This is a genomic window from Lysinibacillus sp. KCTC 33748 (assembly GCF_002237755.1).
In the GTDB taxonomy this organism is placed as follows: domain Bacteria; phylum Bacillota; class Bacilli; order Bacillales_A; family Planococcaceae; genus Lysinibacillus.
Map to the genome: position 1 here is coordinate 95,998 of NZ_MWSJ01000009.1, position 20,228 is coordinate 116,225.

At 35.0% G+C, this 20,228-nt stretch carries 22 protein-coding genes; 5 read left to right on the forward strand and 17 right to left on the reverse strand.

Annotated features, from left to right (window positions below; all coding sequences use genetic code 11):
* Nucleotides 1-59 precede the first annotated feature (59 nt).
* Complete coding sequence (locus B1B04_RS13225; RefSeq protein WP_079561916.1) at nt 60-275, forward strand: helix-turn-helix domain-containing protein; 216 nt, start codon at nt 60-62, stop codon at nt 273-275.
* Nucleotides 276-472: 197 nt separating this feature from the next.
* Here B1B04_RS13225 and B1B04_RS13230 read toward each other — a convergent pair whose 3' ends face one another.
* A complete protein-coding gene (locus tag B1B04_RS13230; protein ID WP_079561917.1) occupies nt 473-1,417 on the reverse strand; it encodes a hypothetical protein in 945 nt (314 codons plus the stop codon).
* A 285-nt stretch (nt 1,418-1,702) separates the two neighbouring features.
* Between B1B04_RS13230 and B1B04_RS13235 the strand changes: the two genes are divergently transcribed.
* Nucleotides 1,703-3,070: a hypothetical protein gene (locus tag B1B04_RS13235; protein WP_079561918.1), complete on the forward strand. Its 1,368-nt coding sequence runs from the start codon at nt 1,703-1,705 to the stop codon at nt 3,068-3,070.
* 646 nt (nt 3,071-3,716) lie between these two features.
* Here the strand turns inward: B1B04_RS13235 and B1B04_RS13240 are convergent.
* Complete coding sequence (locus B1B04_RS13240; RefSeq protein ID WP_079561919.1) at nt 3,717-4,628, reverse strand: tyrosine-type recombinase/integrase; 912 nt, start codon at nt 4,626-4,628, stop codon at nt 3,717-3,719.
* Nucleotides 4,629-4,979: 351 nt separating this feature from the next.
* Between B1B04_RS13240 and B1B04_RS13245 the strand changes: the two genes are divergently transcribed.
* Nucleotides 4,980-5,351, forward strand: coding sequence for a nucleotide excision repair endonuclease (locus tag B1B04_RS13245; protein WP_079561920.1), 372 nt, complete (start codon nt 4,980-4,982; stop codon nt 5,349-5,351).
* A gap of 71 nt (nt 5,352-5,422) precedes the next feature.
* On the opposite strand, the gene B1B04_RS13250 is transcribed toward B1B04_RS13245, so the two are convergent.
* Entirely contained in the window at nt 5,423-6,208 is a 786-nt protein-coding gene (locus B1B04_RS13250) for a TrmB family transcriptional regulator (protein WP_079561921.1), read from the reverse strand.
* A 125-nt stretch (nt 6,209-6,333) separates the two neighbouring features.
* On the opposite strand from B1B04_RS13250, the gene B1B04_RS13255 reads away from it, so the two are divergent.
* Nucleotides 6,334-7,104 (forward strand): TSUP family transporter, encoded by a 771-nt coding sequence (locus B1B04_RS13255; protein ID WP_079561922.1) that lies wholly within the window; start codon nt 6,334-6,336, stop codon nt 7,102-7,104.
* A 146-nt stretch (nt 7,105-7,250) separates the two neighbouring features.
* On the opposite strand, the gene B1B04_RS13260 is transcribed toward B1B04_RS13255, so the two are convergent.
* From B1B04_RS13260 to B1B04_RS13290, 7 genes are all read right to left on the reverse strand, one after another.
* Nucleotides 7,251-7,511 carry a hypothetical protein gene (locus B1B04_RS13260; protein ID WP_139376975.1) on the reverse strand — a complete coding sequence of 87 codons (261 nt, stop codon included), beginning with the start codon at nt 7,509-7,511 and terminating at the stop codon, nt 7,251-7,253.
* Between the two features lie 98 nt (nt 7,512-7,609).
* Nucleotides 7,610-9,055 carry a sodium/pantothenate symporter gene (panF, locus tag B1B04_RS13265; RefSeq protein ID WP_079561924.1) on the reverse strand — a complete coding sequence of 482 codons (1,446 nt, stop codon included), beginning with the start codon at nt 9,053-9,055 and terminating at the stop codon, nt 7,610-7,612.
* Nucleotides 9,055-9,318 (reverse strand): YhdT family protein, encoded by a 264-nt coding sequence (locus B1B04_RS13270; protein ID WP_079561925.1) that lies wholly within the window; start codon nt 9,316-9,318, stop codon nt 9,055-9,057. The genes panF and B1B04_RS13270 overlap by 1 nt, the downstream gene beginning before the upstream one ends.
* 300 nt (nt 9,319-9,618) lie before the next feature.
* The gene (locus tag B1B04_RS13275; protein WP_240518296.1) at nt 9,619-9,942 is read right to left on the reverse strand and encodes a GyrI-like domain-containing protein; all 324 of its coding nucleotides are present in this window, start codon (nt 9,940-9,942) and stop codon (nt 9,619-9,621) included.
* Nucleotides 9,943-10,128: 186 nt separating this feature from the next.
* Complete coding sequence (locus tag B1B04_RS13280; RefSeq protein ID WP_170938979.1) at nt 10,129-10,599, reverse strand: GNAT family N-acetyltransferase; 471 nt, start codon at nt 10,597-10,599, stop codon at nt 10,129-10,131.
* Nucleotides 10,600-10,622: 23 nt separating this feature from the next.
* Nucleotides 10,623-10,865: a hypothetical protein gene (locus B1B04_RS13285; protein WP_079561927.1), complete on the reverse strand. Its 243-nt coding sequence runs from the start codon at nt 10,863-10,865 to the stop codon at nt 10,623-10,625.
* Nucleotides 10,866-11,249: 384 nt separating this feature from the next.
* Nucleotides 11,250-12,944 carry a methyl-accepting chemotaxis protein gene (locus tag B1B04_RS13290; protein WP_079561928.1) on the reverse strand — a complete coding sequence of 565 codons (1,695 nt, stop codon included), beginning with the start codon at nt 12,942-12,944 and terminating at the stop codon, nt 11,250-11,252.
* Between the two features lie 495 nt (nt 12,945-13,439).
* Here B1B04_RS13290 and B1B04_RS13295 point away from each other — a divergent pair, with 495 nt between their 5' ends.
* A complete protein-coding gene (locus tag B1B04_RS13295; RefSeq protein ID WP_079561929.1) occupies nt 13,440-14,000 on the forward strand; it encodes an AAA family ATPase in 561 nt (186 codons plus the stop codon).
* A gap of 74 nt (nt 14,001-14,074) precedes the next feature.
* Here B1B04_RS13295 and B1B04_RS13300 read toward each other — a convergent pair whose 3' ends face one another.
* From B1B04_RS13300 to phaZ, 7 genes are all read right to left on the reverse strand, one after another.
* Nucleotides 14,075-14,932 (reverse strand): MBL fold metallo-hydrolase, encoded by an 858-nt coding sequence (locus tag B1B04_RS13300; protein WP_170938980.1) that lies wholly within the window; start codon nt 14,930-14,932, stop codon nt 14,075-14,077.
* Between the two features lie 4 nt (nt 14,933-14,936).
* Nucleotides 14,937-15,386 carry a MarR family winged helix-turn-helix transcriptional regulator gene (locus B1B04_RS13305; protein ID WP_079561931.1) on the reverse strand — a complete coding sequence of 150 codons (450 nt, stop codon included), beginning with the start codon at nt 15,384-15,386 and terminating at the stop codon, nt 14,937-14,939.
* Between the two features lie 494 nt (nt 15,387-15,880).
* The gene (locus tag B1B04_RS13310; protein WP_079561932.1) at nt 15,881-16,342 is read right to left on the reverse strand and encodes a DUF2975 domain-containing protein; all 462 of its coding nucleotides are present in this window, start codon (nt 16,340-16,342) and stop codon (nt 15,881-15,883) included.
* 186 nt (nt 16,343-16,528) lie between these two features.
* On the reverse strand, nt 16,529-16,894 hold the full coding sequence (locus B1B04_RS13315; RefSeq protein ID WP_079561933.1) for a hypothetical protein: 366 nt from the start codon (nt 16,892-16,894) through the stop codon (nt 16,529-16,531).
* Between the two features lie 213 nt (nt 16,895-17,107).
* Nucleotides 17,108-18,574, reverse strand: coding sequence for a class I adenylate-forming enzyme family protein (locus B1B04_RS13320; RefSeq protein WP_079561934.1), 1,467 nt, complete (start codon nt 18,572-18,574; stop codon nt 17,108-17,110).
* 16 nt (nt 18,575-18,590) lie between these two features.
* Nucleotides 18,591-19,322 (reverse strand): 3-oxoacyl-ACP reductase FabG, encoded by a 732-nt coding sequence (fabG, locus tag B1B04_RS13325; RefSeq protein ID WP_079561935.1) that lies wholly within the window; start codon nt 19,320-19,322, stop codon nt 18,591-18,593.
* On the reverse strand, nt 19,306-20,217 hold the full coding sequence (gene phaZ, locus B1B04_RS13330) for an intracellular short-chain-length polyhydroxyalkanoate depolymerase (RefSeq protein ID WP_079561936.1): 912 nt from the start codon (nt 20,215-20,217) through the stop codon (nt 19,306-19,308). Before phaZ ends, fabG begins: the two co-directional genes overlap by 17 nt.
* Nucleotides 20,218-20,228: the final 11 nt, after the last annotated feature.

Sequence of the window (20,228 nt, forward strand, 5' to 3'; positions counted from 1 at the left end):
TCAACACTTTGTATGCGTTTTGTGTTGTATGGTATACTTCCCTGTGGAGGTGTTAATAAATGGTTGTTAAATCAAATTTAAAATACATATTGGATTCACAAGGTCTCTCTATTCGTGAGTTGGAAAGATTAACTGGGATATCGTTCGAAACGCTCAGAAGAATTGCTACGAATACAGCAACACGATACTCTGCTGATACATTAGATAAGTTATGCGAGGTATTGGATTGTGAAATATCAGATATATTGGTAAGAGAAAAAGGCTCGGATAATTAAATCCGAACCTTTTTTAAAGATGTATTCATATAAATTGTTGCTTCTAGTTTACTATCTTCTTCTACTAAAGCACTTCGATACCATAAGTACATTCTTTCGCATGCTTTAAACTCCGTTACTCAAAATCTCACTTCAAATTTCATAAAGAGAAATATAAAAGGTGCAAACAATGCATCCTTATTCAAAATATTGTCTAACTAAAAAGGAAGCTCAACATAGTCTAGTTCTACTTGTGTAATTATTCCTTTTACATCATCTGATAACATGCGTAACTGATCCAATTTTGATAGAGGTAACATGTATGTTTTTGGATTCCCCTCACTTGTATATTCAGCTACTCCTAATAAACCTCTTTCTACTAAATTCATTAGTGCCTTATCATAATTATCGGACAAAACTTCTTTTACGTATCCCTTTATTTGCCATTCCTTTATTTGAGCTAAAGTATGTTCCGATTTCAACCTACTACCCAAATAACGTTCTTCTGTATCCATTATAAATTTTATCAGCAATAATTCGCTGTCTGTTAAAACACCAGAAAGTATCATACTTTCTATAGATAACAGCTCCTCATTTTTTATATCTCCTGTAGACAGTGGACCAAATGAAACTGAGCTTTCTTGAGAAATATTAGTGACATCACTAGATTTTCTTTTGTAATCTGTCACTTTCGTGTATAAGTGTTCAACAATTTTTGTTATGTCGTATTTATAGTATAGCCCTTTAGCTTGATATTCCTTTTTGTAGGCTTGTACTCTCTGGATTTCAGAAAAGTCTTCATCCATTGTGATGTGCTTATCAACAAAATAAAGCATAATCTCCTTCTCTTGCTGGATAAATAAATCAATTTCTTCAAGAGTACCAGATGGATGACTAGCAGTTGCTGACCCTAGTTTTTTCCAAAACACACCAATCAAAAGGTCACACTTACTTACTAACTTTTCATTTAATATTTGTTGTGGGTCTTCTCCTCTATAAGTAGGAGCTACATTTTCCCACCTTGCAGGAAGTAATACCACTTGCATATTTTCTGAATAAACTGTGTTCCATTTAAAAATAGCTTGTTCAATTTCATCTCTTTCTTGTGATACATCAGAAGGCGATGCAATTAAAACACGTAACACTTCGGCTTTAAATCCCATTTTGTTGTTCTACCTCTTTCTATACATCAATAATATAAAATTATACTACATTAGTAAAAAATTCAATATTATTTATAAAATAGACTGATTGCTTGCACTTGTAAGGTCGAGTTCAAAATTCCTTCTTCAATTAACCTGCTTCGAACTTATTGGGTTTTTCAGATATTATTTTAATATTTACTTTATCTCTTTAAAAACTATGTTATTATACAATCCGTACATCTCCTAATTGTTTAATGTACTAAATTTTATATTACTACTTTCTGGTTGAAGGGGGCATATTGTTTGGGTTTAGAAAAAGTTCAGTTCCCATACACTTATTTACATTTACAGCGACATTTTTTATTAGAAGGCGATACTAAAATTAATACTTGGAAGAACTTCCTCATCGTTGCTATTCCTATATTTGCATTTATTTTTAATTTCTTACGCATCAAGGACGGTTTTAGCAATTCTAGCTACTCTAAATTGGCTTCTTCCGAATTTGATTATAAAAAATTGGCTTCTTCTGAATATGTTTATGAAAATTTAGGTGATATTTCTTTTATACCGTATCTATTAGTTGGTTTTATCTTTACTTTCTTAATGAGTTTAGGAGTGCATTTTTTAGCTTATTATAGGATTTTGAGATCACGTGATGAAACATCATTATCTACTGAAGCAATTTTCAAAACTGTATTCGATAATTTCAATAAAAGGGATATCTTAAAAATATTCATATCTCCTGATTTAGCTATGGCACAATACTGTAAAAATCTTATTGTTAACGACATAAAATCTATCGAATTTAATACCAGTGATACAGATATATATTTAGATAGGGAACATAGACTATCAAGTTATCATTGGAGCTTAATAAGAATCGAAAAAAAAGCTTTTATAGAATTCTCTAATTGGCTTAATATTATTCTTACTACCATTTTATTTGTAGTTACTTATTTTATTTTTGATATAGCAACCTATTGGATTCTAGCAATAATTATTTATCGAATACTATCTAGAGGAACGGAGATTGTAGTGGCATTTTATTATGACGTTGTACAGGTCAATTCAAAACAATTTTATCTAGGAAAAGATGAAGAATATATTAATGGTTTTACATCTTCTCTTATTAGACAGAGTGGTCGTTTATCTCTAGCAATCCATAGTTTAATTGAAATGATTTTTATTTTTGCAATTGCTTATTTCGTTTATTTTCAAGTTATAACATCATTATCACTTACTACTGATTTTGTAACATGTACAATTTCTGATAATTGTATAATCAAAAAAGAAGATGCACCAACACTTTTTGAAACTCTACTTATGAGTTCTACACTAGGAGTTTTTAATATTTCCTATGGAGTTTTCCCTAATATCCTGCTCGCTATATTACATGCATTTCAAATCTTGATAAGTGGTGTACTGATCTTACTCTCTGTAGCACAATACTTAGGTGCAGACAAAACTTTAAATATATCTGACGAAAAGTTTTACAATGAAATAGCAAACCTTGATAGCCTTAAGGAAAATGGAACCAACAGTCTATATGAATTAAATAATATATTTACAACATATATAAAAATGACCGAAATTAAATATAAGATAAATATTGGTGATAATCTTAAAAAAAATATTCAATACATAGATTCCAATATTTATAGTAGACATTAAGAATACTATCCCCCAACATGAAGCCAGAATTGAGGAAAATGGCTTGGTGCAAAAATGACTGCCTACGTTTCAGAAACTAAATTAATAGAATCTAAAACATAGACAGTCATTACATTTTCATGAATCCTTCATTTGAGGTATCCGTATTGTATGCCCCTGTTAATGCGTTCTTTCGAACAATACATATAGTTTCTACTTCTGCCCCGAAACGTTTTGTAATCCGTCTACATGCCTTCTGCTTGTATCGTAAATGCTTATTCTACTATTATGAGAAACTCAACAACAATTACAATGTACTATGTATTCTGCATGACCGTAGCCATTCAGACCTTCCACTCCTAGCCGTTATTGGTCGCTAACACCATTCAGATACCAAAGCCAACAAGGAAGCTCCTAGTGGTATCCTAGACTTAATTATTGCGGCGGCTAATTCATAACCTTTCCAGTTTAGTTTCGATTGGTGTTATTGGGCAACCACCAAAGAGCTACTATTATCTAAAAAAGACAATAGGAAACTAGACCTTTGCATTTTATCTTTTTTTCAGGTAAAATGAAGGCTATAAATGCTCATATTTAGTTGTATTTGTGTGTGGCTAAATGAGTTGGGAGTTAGCTATTTGCCGTAGCTGACTCTCTTTTTTATTGCTTAAAACTCGAAATTGTTTAATGGATTGTGCTTGTCATTCTCCTGTTTTAAGTGACTACCCCATAAATTTACATAACGTTGAGTCGTTGTTATATTTTCATGTCGCATTAACTTCATTATCGTAAAACTGTTTACATTTGATTGGACAAGATTCCTGCAAAAAGTGTGCCTAAACGTATGTGGGCTAACTCGCACATCTTTAAAATTCATTTTCTCTTTTAATTCACGAAACACGTAGTCAATCGTATTAATTGTGAATGGTTCATTTTTATTAGTAACAAACAAATACTCACTTTCATTTTTTAAGAAATTTGATGAAAATGTCTTGAATGCTAGTAGCTCTCTCGTTAATTTATCTGTTAAAAATACCGTTTCATATTTTCTACTCTTACCATGTACTTGTAACGTTTGATTTTTAAAATCTACATCATCCCACTTCAACATTAATAGTTCCTTCCTACGAATGCCTGTCCCTAGAAGTACCAAAATAATCAAATAGTTACGGTAACTGCTATATGATTGATGCCTCTTTTTCTGTGTCCGATAGAACGCTAACATTTGGTTAATTTGTTGGTCTGTAAAAGTATCAATCTTCACATCTACTTTTTGAGTTTTTATCTTCTTCCCAATGTTTTCATCAACATACCCCTCTTCAACGCAATAATTTAAAAAAGCTTTAGCACGTAAAATAATTGTGTTGATTGTATTTGGTTTCCTGTTTTTTTGCTGTGCCATCATTAAATATTTTTTAAGATGACTTCGTCTCACATCCTCAACATTAACTGCTCCTTCTTCAATGCAATAGTCAATGAAAGGCTTAATCATGTATTTATAACTTCTGATATTTGACTCAGTTGTGTTATTAAATCGTCTATCCGATATAAAATCATCAAACGCAAACTTTAAAAGCATAAAAAAATACACTCCTTTTTATCTAAATTAATAGACAATAAGAAGTGTACTATTGATAACAAACAAACTGTATTTTACTCCACATCTTAACAAGTGCCTTGAACCCTTGGTATTACTGACTTTTCCTAAGTTTTTTCAAGCCTTCTCTTGATAAGATTATTTAATTAAAAAGAATTGTAACATGAACATTTAAGAATATCAACAATACATAGAATATTTTGTTATTAACCATGCATGTCATTATGTAATTTGTTTAAAACTAATATTGAAGCTAAGTCCATATATTTTATGGTAAACAAGCTGTAATTATGTTAACATATACCTTTAGTAACAGAGAGGAACGTGAATAGTTTGATTAAAATTGAATTTCCAAAACCAGATTTAGTAATTCGCCAACGAGAGCAAGATTTAAAACCAGGTGATGTTCCAATCACACCGTATTTCGGTTTTATTGATTTCCATAAAATCACTCGTGAAAATGGCGGCATTTTCTTATTCTACAATGAACAGAATGAACTATTATTTGTCGGTAAAGCACGTAAAATTCGTCAACGTATTAAAAAGCATTTTGAAGACAATGTGTCACCGATGAAAAATCATCGTGATGAAGTTTTCAAAATTGAAGTGTACGAAGTAGATGATCCAATGGAACGTGAAATTTACGAAACATACGCGGTTAATACATTCCGCGCTAAATACAATGTTGATAAAGTTTTTTATTAAGATAAAAGATCTTATATTACAAAAAATAAGAATCTACAAGCCATCTGTGCTTGTAGATTCTTTTATTATCTTCACTCTACGAAAAAGGCTTTGCGTTCTTTAGTAATCCATTCCTCGAGCTCCATATCATCATCGCGCGTTAACAATCGATTGACAAGCACGTCATGCCAAATATAATCCTCTAATAAATAAATATGCACAGGGTCATTTGTTATAAAAGCCGTTTCTTGATTGGACGGTGAGTGTCCATAAATCATCTCTTGACCATCTATAGACAGAATAAACCAATGGGGCGTGGAAGCATTCCTCGTATATTGAGTAATGCGGTGCTGGTCAATCGATGCAATATTTTCATCCACATACAAAGTAATTCCATGAACCGAAATACGCTGAGCGACCTCGTGTATATCTTCTCGCAATTTTTCATACATATCTTCCCACATTGATAATAGTACTTTTTTCTCCGCTTTTTGTAATAACGACTGACAATAATTGACGATTGCCTCTTTTCCTTTTAGCGTCACAACCTTATGCTCCGCTTCCTGCTCTTTTACCTCTAATTTTTCTAATTGATCACTAATCGACGTGAAATTCGATTGCCAGCGTTGCTCAATTTGTTGTAAAAACACAGCAACAGGAATGGAAGAGTATGTCGTTTGATCTGCCGTTTCTTCTTTCAGTACTAACCCTTTTTCAACAAGCACATTAAGTATGTCATATATTCTTGCACGTGGGATACCGGAGTTCTTACTTACTTGATAGGCACTAACATGACTATTTTGTACGAGTGCCGTATAGGCCTTTGCTTCATATTCTGTGAATCCCAGTTCTTTTAATTGGGCGATTAATAATTCCATCGAATCCCTCCATTTCCTCTATTATAGTTGAAGGCTATGAAGATTAGCCAACGAAAAAATTAGTCTTTACAGACACGTGAAATTTAGTTACTATTTCAGTAGTAACTATCTAAAGAGGTGTATACATGCTATTTGAAGTAGATTTAAATGTAGTCATATTATTAATATCTTTTGGATTTTTAGCCGCCTTTGTGGATGCCGTCGTTGGTGGTGGTGGCTTAATTGCATTACCCGCCCTCATGTTTGCCGGTTTAAATCCAGCAGCAGCTGTAGCAACTAATAAGCTTGCTGGTACAATGGGGTCTTTAACATCAACCATTTCCTTTTATCGTTCCGGTCAGCTAGAAATTCGTTCGGTTATCAAATACTTTCCCCTAGCCTTTATTGGATCACTCTTTGGTGCATGGACAGTACATTTAATAAACCCCGAATTACTAAAACCACTTATGCTAGTAATGCTTGCAGCTGTTGCAGTCTATACAATCTTCAAAAAAGACTGGGGTTCAGTAGCTGCAGTCAAAAATTTAAAGTCTACGCACTTAGTTTTATTCATGCTATTGTTATTTTGCATTGGTTTTTATGATGGATTCCTTGGTCCAGGAACCGGCTCATTTTTAATTTTTAGCTTTTTATTAATCGGCTTCGATTTTTTAAAGGCAGCAGGAAATGCCAAATTTTTAAACTTAGCAAGTAATTTTGCAGGCCTTTTAATGTTCGCCTACTTAGGTCAAATTCATTATGTCTACGGTTTACTGATGGGTGTAGCTCAAATTGCCGGTGCATTTGTAGGTTCCCGTATGGCGATAAAAAAAGGTAGCGGCTTTGTTCGCGTATTGTTTATTATCGTAACGATTACATTGCTCACTAAAAATGCTTATGATTACATAATTCATTAAAAAAACGCCGTAGATACGCTATTTCTACGGCGTTTTTGTTTGTTTATGAACTTTGGGTGTTCTATTTTTTAATTCGAGAGAGGTTTTTCGTTGTATCAGGGGTTCTTTCCGTCGATTCGGAGACTCTTTCCGTCGTTTCGAAGGTACTATCCGTCGTTCCATTGACCCTTTCCGTCGATTCCAGTACTATCCATCATTTCAAGGTTTCTATCCACGACTTCGAACGTTCTATCCAACAATTCAGTGTTTCTATCCACGACTTTAAACATTCTATCCATCATTTCAAGGTTTCTATCCACGACTTTGAACGTTCTATCCAACAATTCAGTGTTTCTATCCACGACTTTAAACATTCTATCCATCATTTCAAGGTTTCTATCCACGACTTTGAACGTTCTATCCATCATTTCAAGGTTTCTATCCACGACTCTCGACGTTTTATCTATCACTCTTTGAATACAATATAAAACGCCGTAGATATTCAATCTCTACGGCGTTTTATAAGTCAGATAAACAACTTTTCGTCTTTAAATTTATGACTCGTTAATAAGCTAACAATAACAAAAATGAATAAGGAAGCGACGATTGGAATTGTCACAGTATGCATGCCAAAGACAGAAGGGTAAAAACGATCAATGATAATATATAAGGTCATCCCTGAAATCATTGACGCTATCGCACCGTATTTGTTCGCCTTTTTCCAATATAGTCCTAAAACGACTGTCCAAATAAAGACTGCCTCTAGTCCGCCGAAAGCAAATAAATTAAGCCATACTAATAGATCTGGTGGATTTAGTGCAAAAACGATAACGACTAAACCAATCACTGCTGTAACAATAAAGCTTGCACGTTTAATTTCCGTATCATTCGCAGTTGGCTTTATATAATTTAAATAAATATCTTTCACTACTGTTGAGCTAACAAGCATTAGGAGCGCATTAACTGTAGACATCGTTGCTGCCATTGGTGCTGCTAAGACAACACCAGCTAAAAATGGCGGTAAAACCTTTAATGTTAGCAGTGGCATAACTTTATCACCAATCTCAATACCTGGCATCACTGGTCGTGCTAAAACACCAATTAGATGCATCCCAAACATAATTGTCCCAATGGCAATAGTGCCAATGATAATGGCTAAATGCATACTTCTTGAATCTTTATAGCTCATCGCACGAACAGCGATTTGTGGAAGCCCCACTACTCCAACACCGATCAAAATCCAAAATGTAGAAACGTATAATGGCGTTAATTCACCTTCAGCTCCAAATGGAGATACGAGATTCGGATTCTCAGCGACAAGCGAAGCCATAATATTATCAATTCCTCCGCCAGCGATAATTGTCCCAATTAATAAAATAACTGTTCCGATCACCATAATCGAGCCTTGCACCGTATCCGTCAATGCAACAGCACGGAAGCCCCCAATGATCACATAAACTAACACGGAAATCGCAAAAATAAACAGTGCCGTTGTGTAGTTTAAGCCCGTTAATGATTCAATTAATCGAGCACCACCTACCCATTGTGCCATCATGGCAGAAAATAAAAAGATGATGATACTAATAGCTGATAAAATAACTATGGCATGGCTTTTATAGCGCTCTCGTAAAAAGTCTATTAACGTGATCGCTTGATAACGTCTTGCGATAATAGCAAATTTCTTCCCTAAAATCATTAAAACAAAATAACCCGCCGGAAGCTGAGCCATCGCCAATAATACCCAACCAAGCCCTTTCGTATAAGCAACACCTGGACCACCAATAAAGCTACTTGCACTACCGTACGTAGCAATCATTGTCATCGCAAGGATGAAGCCTCCCATTTCACGACCACCGAGGAAGTATTCCTGTAAAAATGAATTGGATGAGCGTATATGCTTATTTGACCAGATACCAATACCAAAGATGATGACTAAAAATAATAGCAGTGGAACAATAACTTGCCAGTGCATTATTGATCCACCTCCTCATCGTCAAATGGTACCTCTTTGAAAAAGAGTTTCATGACGAGCCAGATTAAAATAATCATAAAACCTGTCCCTGCTATACAGCTATAGAAAAACCATGCAGGGAAACCGAAAACATACGTATAGCTTGTTGGATCACCAGAGCCTAGTCCATAGGCAAAGCCGAACCATATCGCAAAGTTAACGATAACAAGTCCAATACCGATAAGCGCCTCTCGATGCGCAATTTTAAAACGTTGATCTTTCAAAATACCGTCCCCCTAACCTACTCTATTTTACTGATATGTTCGTATTATGGGAACCTTTGTGAGAAAAATAAATATCAGCACTACAATTTAGTTTCAAAAACGATAAACAGAAATTCCCCCTTAATATTATGTTTGACGTTTAGACTCTCATTAACAGACTTTACTCAATCGTATCTAATAGCTCTATATCTAAATTCCCACTATTTTTCATGCTGTGAAATATTTCTAAGTGCCATTTATTTTTAAGTCTTTCATATTTATTTTCTTCAATTTACAAATGTAGATTCGTATAGGCATCCATTATTTTAAGATTGTTAAAGTTGCATATCTTTGAGGTGTGATTGTTAGAGTGACCATATCATGTGGAATATCTTCGAACTCTTTCACTTCAACACAAACCCAGTATCCATCTTCTTCACCAAATTCATGTTCCACAACAAAAGCCCCAACTTGCTGTAAAGGATTTTTGACATGTTTTATTTCGCTAATTCGTTTATTTAACGGCAAAGATGTTTTAGGTATTTCGATTATATATTGATCATCCGGACATAAAACTCGAAAACCTACTAGCATTAGCTCCCAAACTTCTTTAATCGCTTTGTTTTGCAATGTGTTTTCAGTCATTTCCCCCTCCTTATAAAGTAAATAATCCTCCTTTCAAAATTGAAAAAACGCCTGGATAACCAAGCGTTTTTCACCATCTTTACTATTGGAATTTCTTTATTAATAAGCCCCAGATTGTGAAGGAAAATACTTTAATTCATACTCCTATACATGTGTTTGTATGATTTCCAATTGAAGCAAATATGTTTAGCTGTATTTAAAGATACTAACGAAATAGTCTTCTTCAGGAAAATCACCCATATATTCTAAACCATTTCTTGAATAAAACTGTTTTAACTTTTCATTTCCAGCCCAACAATCTAGATACAAGGTTTTATCTAATCCTTTTGCTAAAGAACAAGCAAATTCTGTTATTGCAGAACCAATGTTTTTTCCTTGGAACTTGGGTAAAATGGCAATTTGAGATAGATACTTACTTTTATCATCAAGGGAAAATTCATTTATATTTTCTATATCATATATACAAAACGTTCCTATTATTTCTTCTTCTACTATTAAAACGTACAAAAAGTTATTTTTTAATTGGTTTATAATTTTATTATGATCCCAAGGGTATTCCCATTGGTGTATTCGTTTTTGTTGTAAATTTAATGTAACCTCATTTAATATATACAACAATTGCGATAAGTCGTCGATTTTGGCTATTCTTATTTCCACTATCTAGCTCTCCTTTCATGGTTTTAGTTTTCATCAATGCTGAAAGAAGTTAAAGGTTTTTCTGGTCGGTTATGGCAATATTTGCAATTAGGATCACTACATTTTGATTCAGTCCAACTATTACATTTAGGGCAAAAATAAGCATCAAAATCATCGTAATATACTAGATTAAACTTGCATTTAGAACAATATTTATCTTTTTCAATTTGACCATAAAATTCAAAGTTGTCTATTATAACTTTTCCATACTTTTCTACTATTTTCATATACATACTCCTATAGAAATATTTATGTATTAAATAACTATTTTAACATATATCATCCACTAAATTTTGAATACTCACAATTTTTCAACTAATATATCCTTCATCGTTAATTGAATAGCAAGAATCTTTTAGAAAACAGGCTATATCTTTTTTACATAGGCGTTTAAGAAATAGGCTTGAATGTACTTTTAATAATTGATATGAATTACCGCAATATTAGATTGATGAACGAACAAATTGTTGTAGTATATAGTGCCATCTGTGATAAAAAAGAGGATAGATAGAGCCAATTTATTTAAGCTCTTCTATCCTTTTAATAAAATTTGAGAAAAACTGTTCCCATTTGTGTACTTCAAATTGCTAGGATTAGCGTTTATCAACTCTTTAATATTGGAATTTCTTTATTAAGCTTTGAAGCTCGTCTGCCTGCTGTGCCATTTCTTTTGCTGAAGAAGCCATATTATCTATGAAGGCTAGTTGCTCCTCTGCTGTTATCGTAACGTGTTCCGTACTTTCAGTTGCCTTGGTTGCAATGCGTGCCATTGCTTCTGTTGAGGCAGTAACTTCTTCAACACTTGCAGACATTTGTTCCGTTACAGCGGAGATGTCATGCAACTGTGTACTTACTCCCTTAATCGACTGCATGATCTTGTGGAAGGCCAGTTTTGTATCATCGACAACATCCATACCTGCGGCAGCTTCCTTCGAGTTACTAGAAATAGCCGTAATAACATTGGTCGTATCACTTTGAATTGAATGAATAAGCGATGCTATTTGATCAGCAGATTTCTTTGATTGTTCTGCCAATTTACGAACTTCATCTGCAACGACAGCAAATCCTTTTCCTTGCTCCCCGGCACGAGCCGCTTCGATGGCTGCGTTTAAGGCAAGCAAATTCGTTTGATCAGCGATGCTTGTAATCACATCAACGATATTGCCAATTTGTTGCGACTGATCACCTAAAATTCGGACCTGCGCCTCTACATGGTCGGATGATTTGTTAATAATTGTCATTTGATTCAATACACGATTCAAAGAATCATTTCCTTGAGCAGCCTCGTCACTCATTAAATCAGCAGCATCTGAAACCGTTGAAGCAGTTTCAGCAACTTGTTGGATGCCAATCGCCATTTCCTGCATGGCCGTTAAGCTATCACTTGTGCTATGTAATGTAGTTCTTGAACCATCGGCTAAATCTTGTAGTGTTGAAGTTAGTTGTCTCGTCATGTCAGCGGTTTGCTGTGATTTAGATGTTAAGCCATCAGACGATACATCAACTTGTTTAGAGGATTGTGCTATTTGTTGCATAACTACCTTTAAGCTTGTCAGCATTTTATTAAACGATTGTGCAAGCTCACCTGCTTCATCCTTGGAATTAATTTGTAGCTGTTTTGTTAAATCTCCCTCTCCATCCGCAATATCTCGAAGTTGAGCATTCATTTCACGAAGCGGCTTCACAAATGCTCTCGTAAACAGGAAGCTACCTAATATAGCAATGACAGCTCCGATGAACAATACAATGAGAAGCTTGCCGATAAATGCAAAAATAATAGCATTCACTTCATCGATTGTTTCACCGACAAACCACATCCCAATGATGTCTCCATTTGCATCTTTAATAGGTGCATAGAGTGTTAAATATTTCGTTCCTACTACATCTGCCTCACCAATAAAGGTTTCCCCTTTAGTCATAACATTTTCAACGACTTTTGGATCAGCATCTTTGCCAACTAAACGTTCGCCATTTAGCTTTAGATTAGTAATAAGTCCTTTGGAGCCCTGGAAAATGGTTACACCACCATCGATGCTTTCGCCAACCTCATCAACAAAGGCTTCCTGATCAACTATTTTTGAATCCCCTTTGTAAAGTTCCCCATCTTTTATAGCCCAATCGCCCTTAAATCGTTCTTCTAGAAGCGCATAGCCGACCTTTGAAATATGGGTTACACTCTGCTCAAAATTATTAAGCATAATTTCCTTCACTTGTATATGGGATACAAATCCAATCATAATGCTTAAAAACAGAATAACGCCCACTAAAAGCAAATTAAATTTCGTACTAATTTTAAAAGCGCGCAAATAATTCGTCTCTCCTTTCTCATATTAATTAGGAATATTATGTATAAAATGTGAACCATTTTTATTAAACATGATTCTATCAATAGTTTCAATACATTATCAATAAATTAACAATATTAATATAAATGAGTTGTTGGTGTGCAGTAGCTAAGGGAAATACAATGAATTCACAACGTGTGGTTAATTTCCGTTCCGACTGGGCACTTTGCCACTTTGCCGCTGACGCTTCGCTTTCGCGCAGATAAAACATTTTGCCGCTGACGCTTCGCTTTCGCGCAGATAAAACATTTTGCCGCTGACGCTTCGCTTTCGCGCAGAGCAAAGCTTCCTGGGGGCGTCCGAGGAGTCGCCAGTCTCCACTCCGATAAACTTATCCGCATAACATATGCTTTAACATAATGTCACCACCATCTCTCGCTGGTGAACTAATATCCTTCGTTTTTATGGTGTAATTTGAAATTTATGCTAATATATTTTTTAAAAGGGAGGGAGTTTATGAAACTTGTTTTAATATTTGGTCCTCAAGCAGTAGGAAAAATGACTGTTGGACAGGAATTAGCTAAAATAACGGATTTGAAACTTTTTCATAACCATATGACGATTGATTTGGTTAGTCATTTTTTTGGTTATGGTACAACAGAAGGAAAAAGATTGGTTAATTTGTTTCGTCAGGAAATATTTGAAGAGGTATCCAAAAGTAATTTGTATGGCTTAATTTTTACTTATGTCTGGGCTTTTGATATGCAGGAGGATTGGGATTATGTCGACGATCTTGCAAAGCTTTTTGAATCAAGAGGGGGTACTGTTTATTTTGTAGAGCTTGAAGCTGATGTAGTAGAAAGATTGGAAAGAAATAAAAGCGGTAATCGACTTGAGCATAAACCTTCAAAGAGAGATATTGAATGGTCCGAAAAAGATTTGAAAAGCTCGATGGAAAAATACAGACTAAATTCCTTAGAGGGCGAATTAAAATATCCAAATTATCTCAAGATCAACAACACAAACTTGAGTGCTGAAGAAGTTGCTATGTGCATAAAGGAAACATTTCATTTATAGAATTGAAAAACGCCTGGATCTCCAAGCGTTTTTCGGTTCTAAAAATAGAACTACATACCACTTACAACTTTATTTTAATCAACTGATAATCCGTTAATAAAACAATATACTATTTCTTCTTCTAACTGACTTAATTTACGATTTAGTTGAGTAGATAGTTCGTTAACTAAATTCGAATGGTTTCTTTGATGTTTTTCTGTTAAATCACAAATTAACTTCAACAACATTATATACCCCATAAAATCCTCTTTAGATAATGGGGGCTCATGCGAAAGCACATAAATTTCGGCATCAAACATTTCAATGTTTTCTAAGAGATGTCTAACATTTTCAATTTTATATTGTGGTTGTTGTGAGTAAATACTTGGATACAAGCAGTCCCCTAAGAAAAGTACCTTTTCTTCCTCTGCATAAATAATTGATGAGTCATCGGAATGATCTCCACCCACATATTTGACTACACACCGAATACCACCTAATTCAATCTCATAATTATCTTTAAAAGTAATATTAGGTAATTTGATGGTAATATTTCTGTCTACTCCAAATTCTTTTTTAATCATGTCGGAACAAAACTGATTCTCTAGGCCTATTTCGACACGTTTATCTAAAGCTTCATCTGACCAATCATATTCCATCATTTTTTCAAGGTGCATCTTTGTGTTTTCATGTGCTATGGTTAATAGATTCATCTGATTTGTTCCAAAGCTATGATCCCAATGCCAATGCGTTAATACTACAGAATGATAATTAGCAATTTGACTTTGATTTAGTTCATCAAGAAATAACTTAGTATGTTTATCAGAATTTCCTGCATCAACAATTAAGGTTTGGTGATCCCCACAAATGGCAGACAGTATTGGTCGATCAGTTTCAGAATTATGCGGTAAATAATGTATACGATTTGTTAGTTGTTTCAAATTTTTCTCCATTATCTTAACTCCCTTTGTTTTCATTAGTTCCGACAATTTTATTTAATGTATCAAGAACATTTTTTAACTCTGTTAAGCTAACTTTCGAATAATATTTTTCTACAAGCATGGCGTCAATTTTATTTAGAAGTTGATAAAACTCTTGTCCTCTATCCCCAAGATAAATAAAGGTCTCTCTACGGTTTATTGCATTCTCTTGACGATAGATCATTTTCATTTCTTCGAGCTTTGAAATTACTTGGCTAACCGCACTTTTTGAAATACCAAAATGATTTGCAATATCATTCGCAATTACAGGCTCATTGCGAATGATATAAAACATAATAATTTCTTGTTGTGGAGTTAAGTGAAAGTTCTCTAATTCCTCAACCTCTTTGGATTCTTGTAAAACTAACAACTTGAACTGCTCAAACTTTTGATTGATTTGGTCTATCATTATTAAATAATCGTCCAAGATTTATCAGCCCCAATTTACTTTTAGTTAAGTTTAGTTTACTTAACTAAAAGTGGATTGTCAATTATTGTATGGAATTATTAAAGATGGCAAGCCTTCTTTATTTTTGGCTATTTTCTCAAAGATTGTTACTAATAACACATTACACTGGTAAGTACCTTCTTTAATGTAAGGGAAATCATTTACGCCTACAGAAAGACTTAAACTGTCTATTACTATTTTTAGTCGGTCCGTCAGAACCTTTAGCAGTAAACTCTGGTACATATACCTGGAATCTGTACAGTTAGTTCAATAAAGCAAAAAGAGCTGCATATGCAACTCTTTGATCTTTAATAAACGCCCCGTTAAATGAAGAAGAAAATAAAATTTTACTAAAGAATCATATTTACTTACGATATAATTCTACACCCTCGTTTCTAGTGCATTTTTTATAATAGCTATTTGAAAAACTAAAGGGCAAGAAAATGACCACTACATTAAGTTCTCGGAGTGGATTAATTAGATAATTTCATTTGATTTTTTATAAGTATATTTTTTATAAAGGCTGCTCCTGCCGCCACCATTATTGTCACGATAAGTATACCAAATCCCATTACCGCTATTACTGGTGGTAACGCATTTGCATTACCAAGTACAAAGATACCTAAGACATACAAAACAATAATGACAAATGCACAATATTTTATATGATTTAACCCTTTAACAATGCGAATTGAAAAGATAGATTTACACTCAATGACTAGAATCATTTTCACTGTTTCGTAAATTGCATAAAAAAACGGCAGCGCTGTCGCATACATTCCAAATAAAATCGGATATCTTAGATATGCAACTTCTGGGTGTATTAGTACGGTTTCCTGCGCTACCCTCGGTAAAACCAACACACATAATAACAAAATGATAATACCTATTAAAATAATGACTGAACTTAAAATAGCGGAATTAATTTTTTGCATATTGTCCCCCCTTAATTTTTCATGGTTATCATTATAACGTCACAAAATTAAGAAAGTTTCTAAAATTATTATACATATCTGTTGGTTAAAAAATTTTTGGATGGCAACAATCTATAAGAAAATTGGCTTATTTTTTCACAGTCACGGCTCACTAACAGCTCATTTATATTAAAAATAGTAAAGTTGTTAGTTTGTTAAAAGTGCATCAATCGCTTGAACAGCTAGTTCCAACGCTTTAATCCTTCTTTCTAAAAGCGTTCTTTGGGGACTACCAACCTTTGACTTCATATATACACTCTCAATTGATGGTAATAAACCAACGAGAACATTGCGCGCTACGGCTAAATCTTCCTGGGTATAATAATGGGGACTTTGATTCCAAACATTTTCTAGCATCGCTAATCCAATGCAAACAGCTTTGAGTCGTTTCTTTACTAAAGTAGTATTTGCACCTTTCTCGGTCATCTGAGACAAGGCATTTTCGAGTTTGCTGATTGTCGATTGTAAAGATTTTATTGATTCTAATTTTTCTACACTTGTTACGTTTTCCATAGTAGGACTGCCCTCGCTTCGTTACTGAAAATCGTTAAAAATCTGATTTCACTCGCAATATTCTATCATAATTACACAGTGGATTCTCAACAATCTTGCCCAATTGAATCGCTTCTTCTATCCGTTTATCCCAATCTTTAAGGGACTACTCCGAATTGAGAATTAAGGATACAATAAAAGCAAAAAAACGCCTGAATTTCCAAGCGTTTTTCGTTATTTCGCAGCCTTCGCATACATTTGTAATGCTTTTTTATCAATTTTTCCGACACTTGTTTTTGGCAATTCATCAATGACGATTATCTTTTTAGGGATTTTATAGCGACCTAAATGCTTGTTACAAATTTCTTTGATTTCCTCTAATATAGTTTCATCCTGATTCTGACAAACGATAAAGGCCACTACGATTTCTCCCCAATACTCATCAGCTATTCCAATGACCGCTACCTCTTGCACTAGTTGATGGCGCAAAATACATTGCTCGACTTCTTGTGGATACACATTTTCCCCGCCAGAAATTATCATCTCTTTACTGCGACCGACAATATAAAAGTCACCATCCTCATCCATCATGGCTAAATCACCAGTTTTCAACCAACCTTCATGCATGATTTTTTCAGTCTCCTGCTGATTATTCCAGTAAAAAAGAAACATATGCTTACCTCTGACGAATAGCTCTCCCACTTCGTTGGGCGCACAGCTTTCTCCGGCACTATTGATAATTTTTGCTTCATTGAATTGCATACTCTTCCCGACGGCCCCTTTTTTCAAACAGGCTGCCTCTCGAGAAATATAAAAATTATTAGGCCCCGCTTCTGTTAAGCCATAGCCCTCTTTAAAAAATAGCCCCTTTTTAATAAATGCATCATAGATTGGATACGGACATGGTGCGCCTCCTGATAAAAATACGTTCATTGACGGGAAGCAATTCTCCTTAAAGTAGTCCGTTGCAATCATCGCTTGGTACATTGTTGGCACAAAAAGTGAAATCGTAGTCTTATACTGATTAATCGCCTGAAGAGCGTTTTCTGCCTCAAATTTATCACCAATCACCACTGTACCGCCAGCCATTAAAAGCGGTATACATAAGGCATTTAAACCGCCTGTATGAAACAACGGCATATAATTTAACGTACAATCACGATCATTTAAACCCCAGCTAATAATTGTATTAATTGCATTCCAATTCACAGAATTAAACGATAGGACAACACCTTTTGCCTTGCCAGTTGTGCCCCCAGTGTAAATCATAAGCCAAGGGTCATTCAGGTCTACCTCTCGAATGCTGAGAGTAGCCGCTTCACTCGCTAAACGCAGAGAATGCATATTTTCTAAAGATACTGGGCAATTCATTTCTTCATCGTAAAGTAGTAAAGAAGGCGTAGCATCCGTCAAAATATCATGTAATTCCTTTGCACTCAATCGCCAATTCAATGGTACGTAGATTAGGCCTCTTAATCCACAGGCGAATAAGACAGCAAAAAGCTGGATATGGTTTTTCGCAAATACGGCAACACGACTTCCGGCCCGCAAGTTTTGGCGCTCAAAAAAATGACACCATTTTGTGATTTCCTCTGTTAATTGCTGATAAGTCCACTGCTCCTGTGTTTCGAGGTTTACCAATGCGATAAGTTTAGGTGTTAACGATGTACGTTTTAAAATCCAGGATTGCTCTACAAACATTTGGAAAGCCTCCTTATCACATCATAATTGCTCCATCCACATGAAGTGTGTGACCGTGGACATAGGAAGCCTCATCAGATGCTAAAAATAAATAGGCATTGGCAATATCTCTAGGTGTTCCTAATCTTTGCAATGGCACGACAGAACGCATTTGTGCTAGCACATTTTCTGGCATTTTTTTCACCATATCAGTTTCTGTAAAGCCAGGAGCCACCGCATTAACGTTGATCCCCTTGCGCCCTAATTCCTTCGCCCAAGTTTTCGTCATGCCGACAATAGCAGCCTTTGTGGCAGCGTAATTCGTTTGACCGACATTGCCATAAACACCGCTAACAGAGGATGTATTAATAATTTTGCCCCCTCCGGCAGCAATCATATGTGGAATGACCTCTTGCGTACAATTGAACACTCCAGTCAAATTCACATCTAGCACTTGATGAAACTGATCTTCCGTCATTTTTGTTAGCATCGCATCACGTGTAATACCCGCGTTGTTCACTAAAATATCGACCCGGCCCGTTTGCTCTATAACTGTTGCTACTAAGTTTTTGACGCTCTCTCTATCTGCAACGTCTACTTGCACAAATAATGCTTGATCCCCTAAATGTTTGGCAGCTGAAACACCTGCATCCTCATTAAAATCTGCAATGACAACGAATGCACCCTCTTCAATAAACCGTTCAGCAGCAGCATAGCCAATTCCATTCGCGGCTCCCGTAATTATGGCAACTTTATTGTTTAAACGCATACTTTTTTCCTCCTATTTCTAAAAACGCTTCAATTTCAGATGTCAGCTGTGGTAAATCATCTATTAATGGGGAATGACCGCAGTTTTTTAAACTAACGAATTGTGCATTTTCACCTAAATCGAGCATTATTTCATCATTCATTCCTTCTGTTATTACATAATCACGATCCCCTCTTAACACTAAAACTGGAATCGTAATTTGTAGTACTTCATGTGTGCCTTTTGCGACATCATGATCAACAGCACTTATATTGAAGACATTTAAGGCATGATAAACTTCCGCTAAATTTCGTTGTGTCAGCATATCCTCCACATATGTCTGATAGTGTTCTGGGCTAGGCTGTTTATGTGTGTAAATAAGTGCGTTCCAGACCGACTGTAAGCCATGCACATTTTTCGAATCATAGAAGCCTTGTACTAATTTTGTTTTAGATGTGTCGACGAGTACTTCCTCATAGGTAAAAGCTCTTTTTAATGCAGCTTGATTACCAGTACCTAAATCTGTGTAAAATGGATAGCCTCTCGTAGATGCCGAGGCTAGTAAAATAAGCTGCTGACAATAGCCTGGATACTGTGCGACAAACTGCATACAAACAGCTCCGCCCGTTGACCAACCAATCATGTCAAACTGCTGCAATTGAATCGCATCCACAAAAAGCTTCACATCATCACTAAAATCTTTAATCGCGGAAATTGGTTTATGATAAGATGAACTACCAAAGCCCCGTAAATCCAGCGCATAAATTGTATATTTTTCATCCAACGCGTCAATTAGAACGTCCCAATGTTTGGATGATGTCATATTACCGTGAATCAATAATAAAACACGTTCTCCCCCTTGACGTTTGCGATACGCAATCGTTTCTCCATTTGATAGCTCAATAGTTTTTAACATTGCATTTCCCC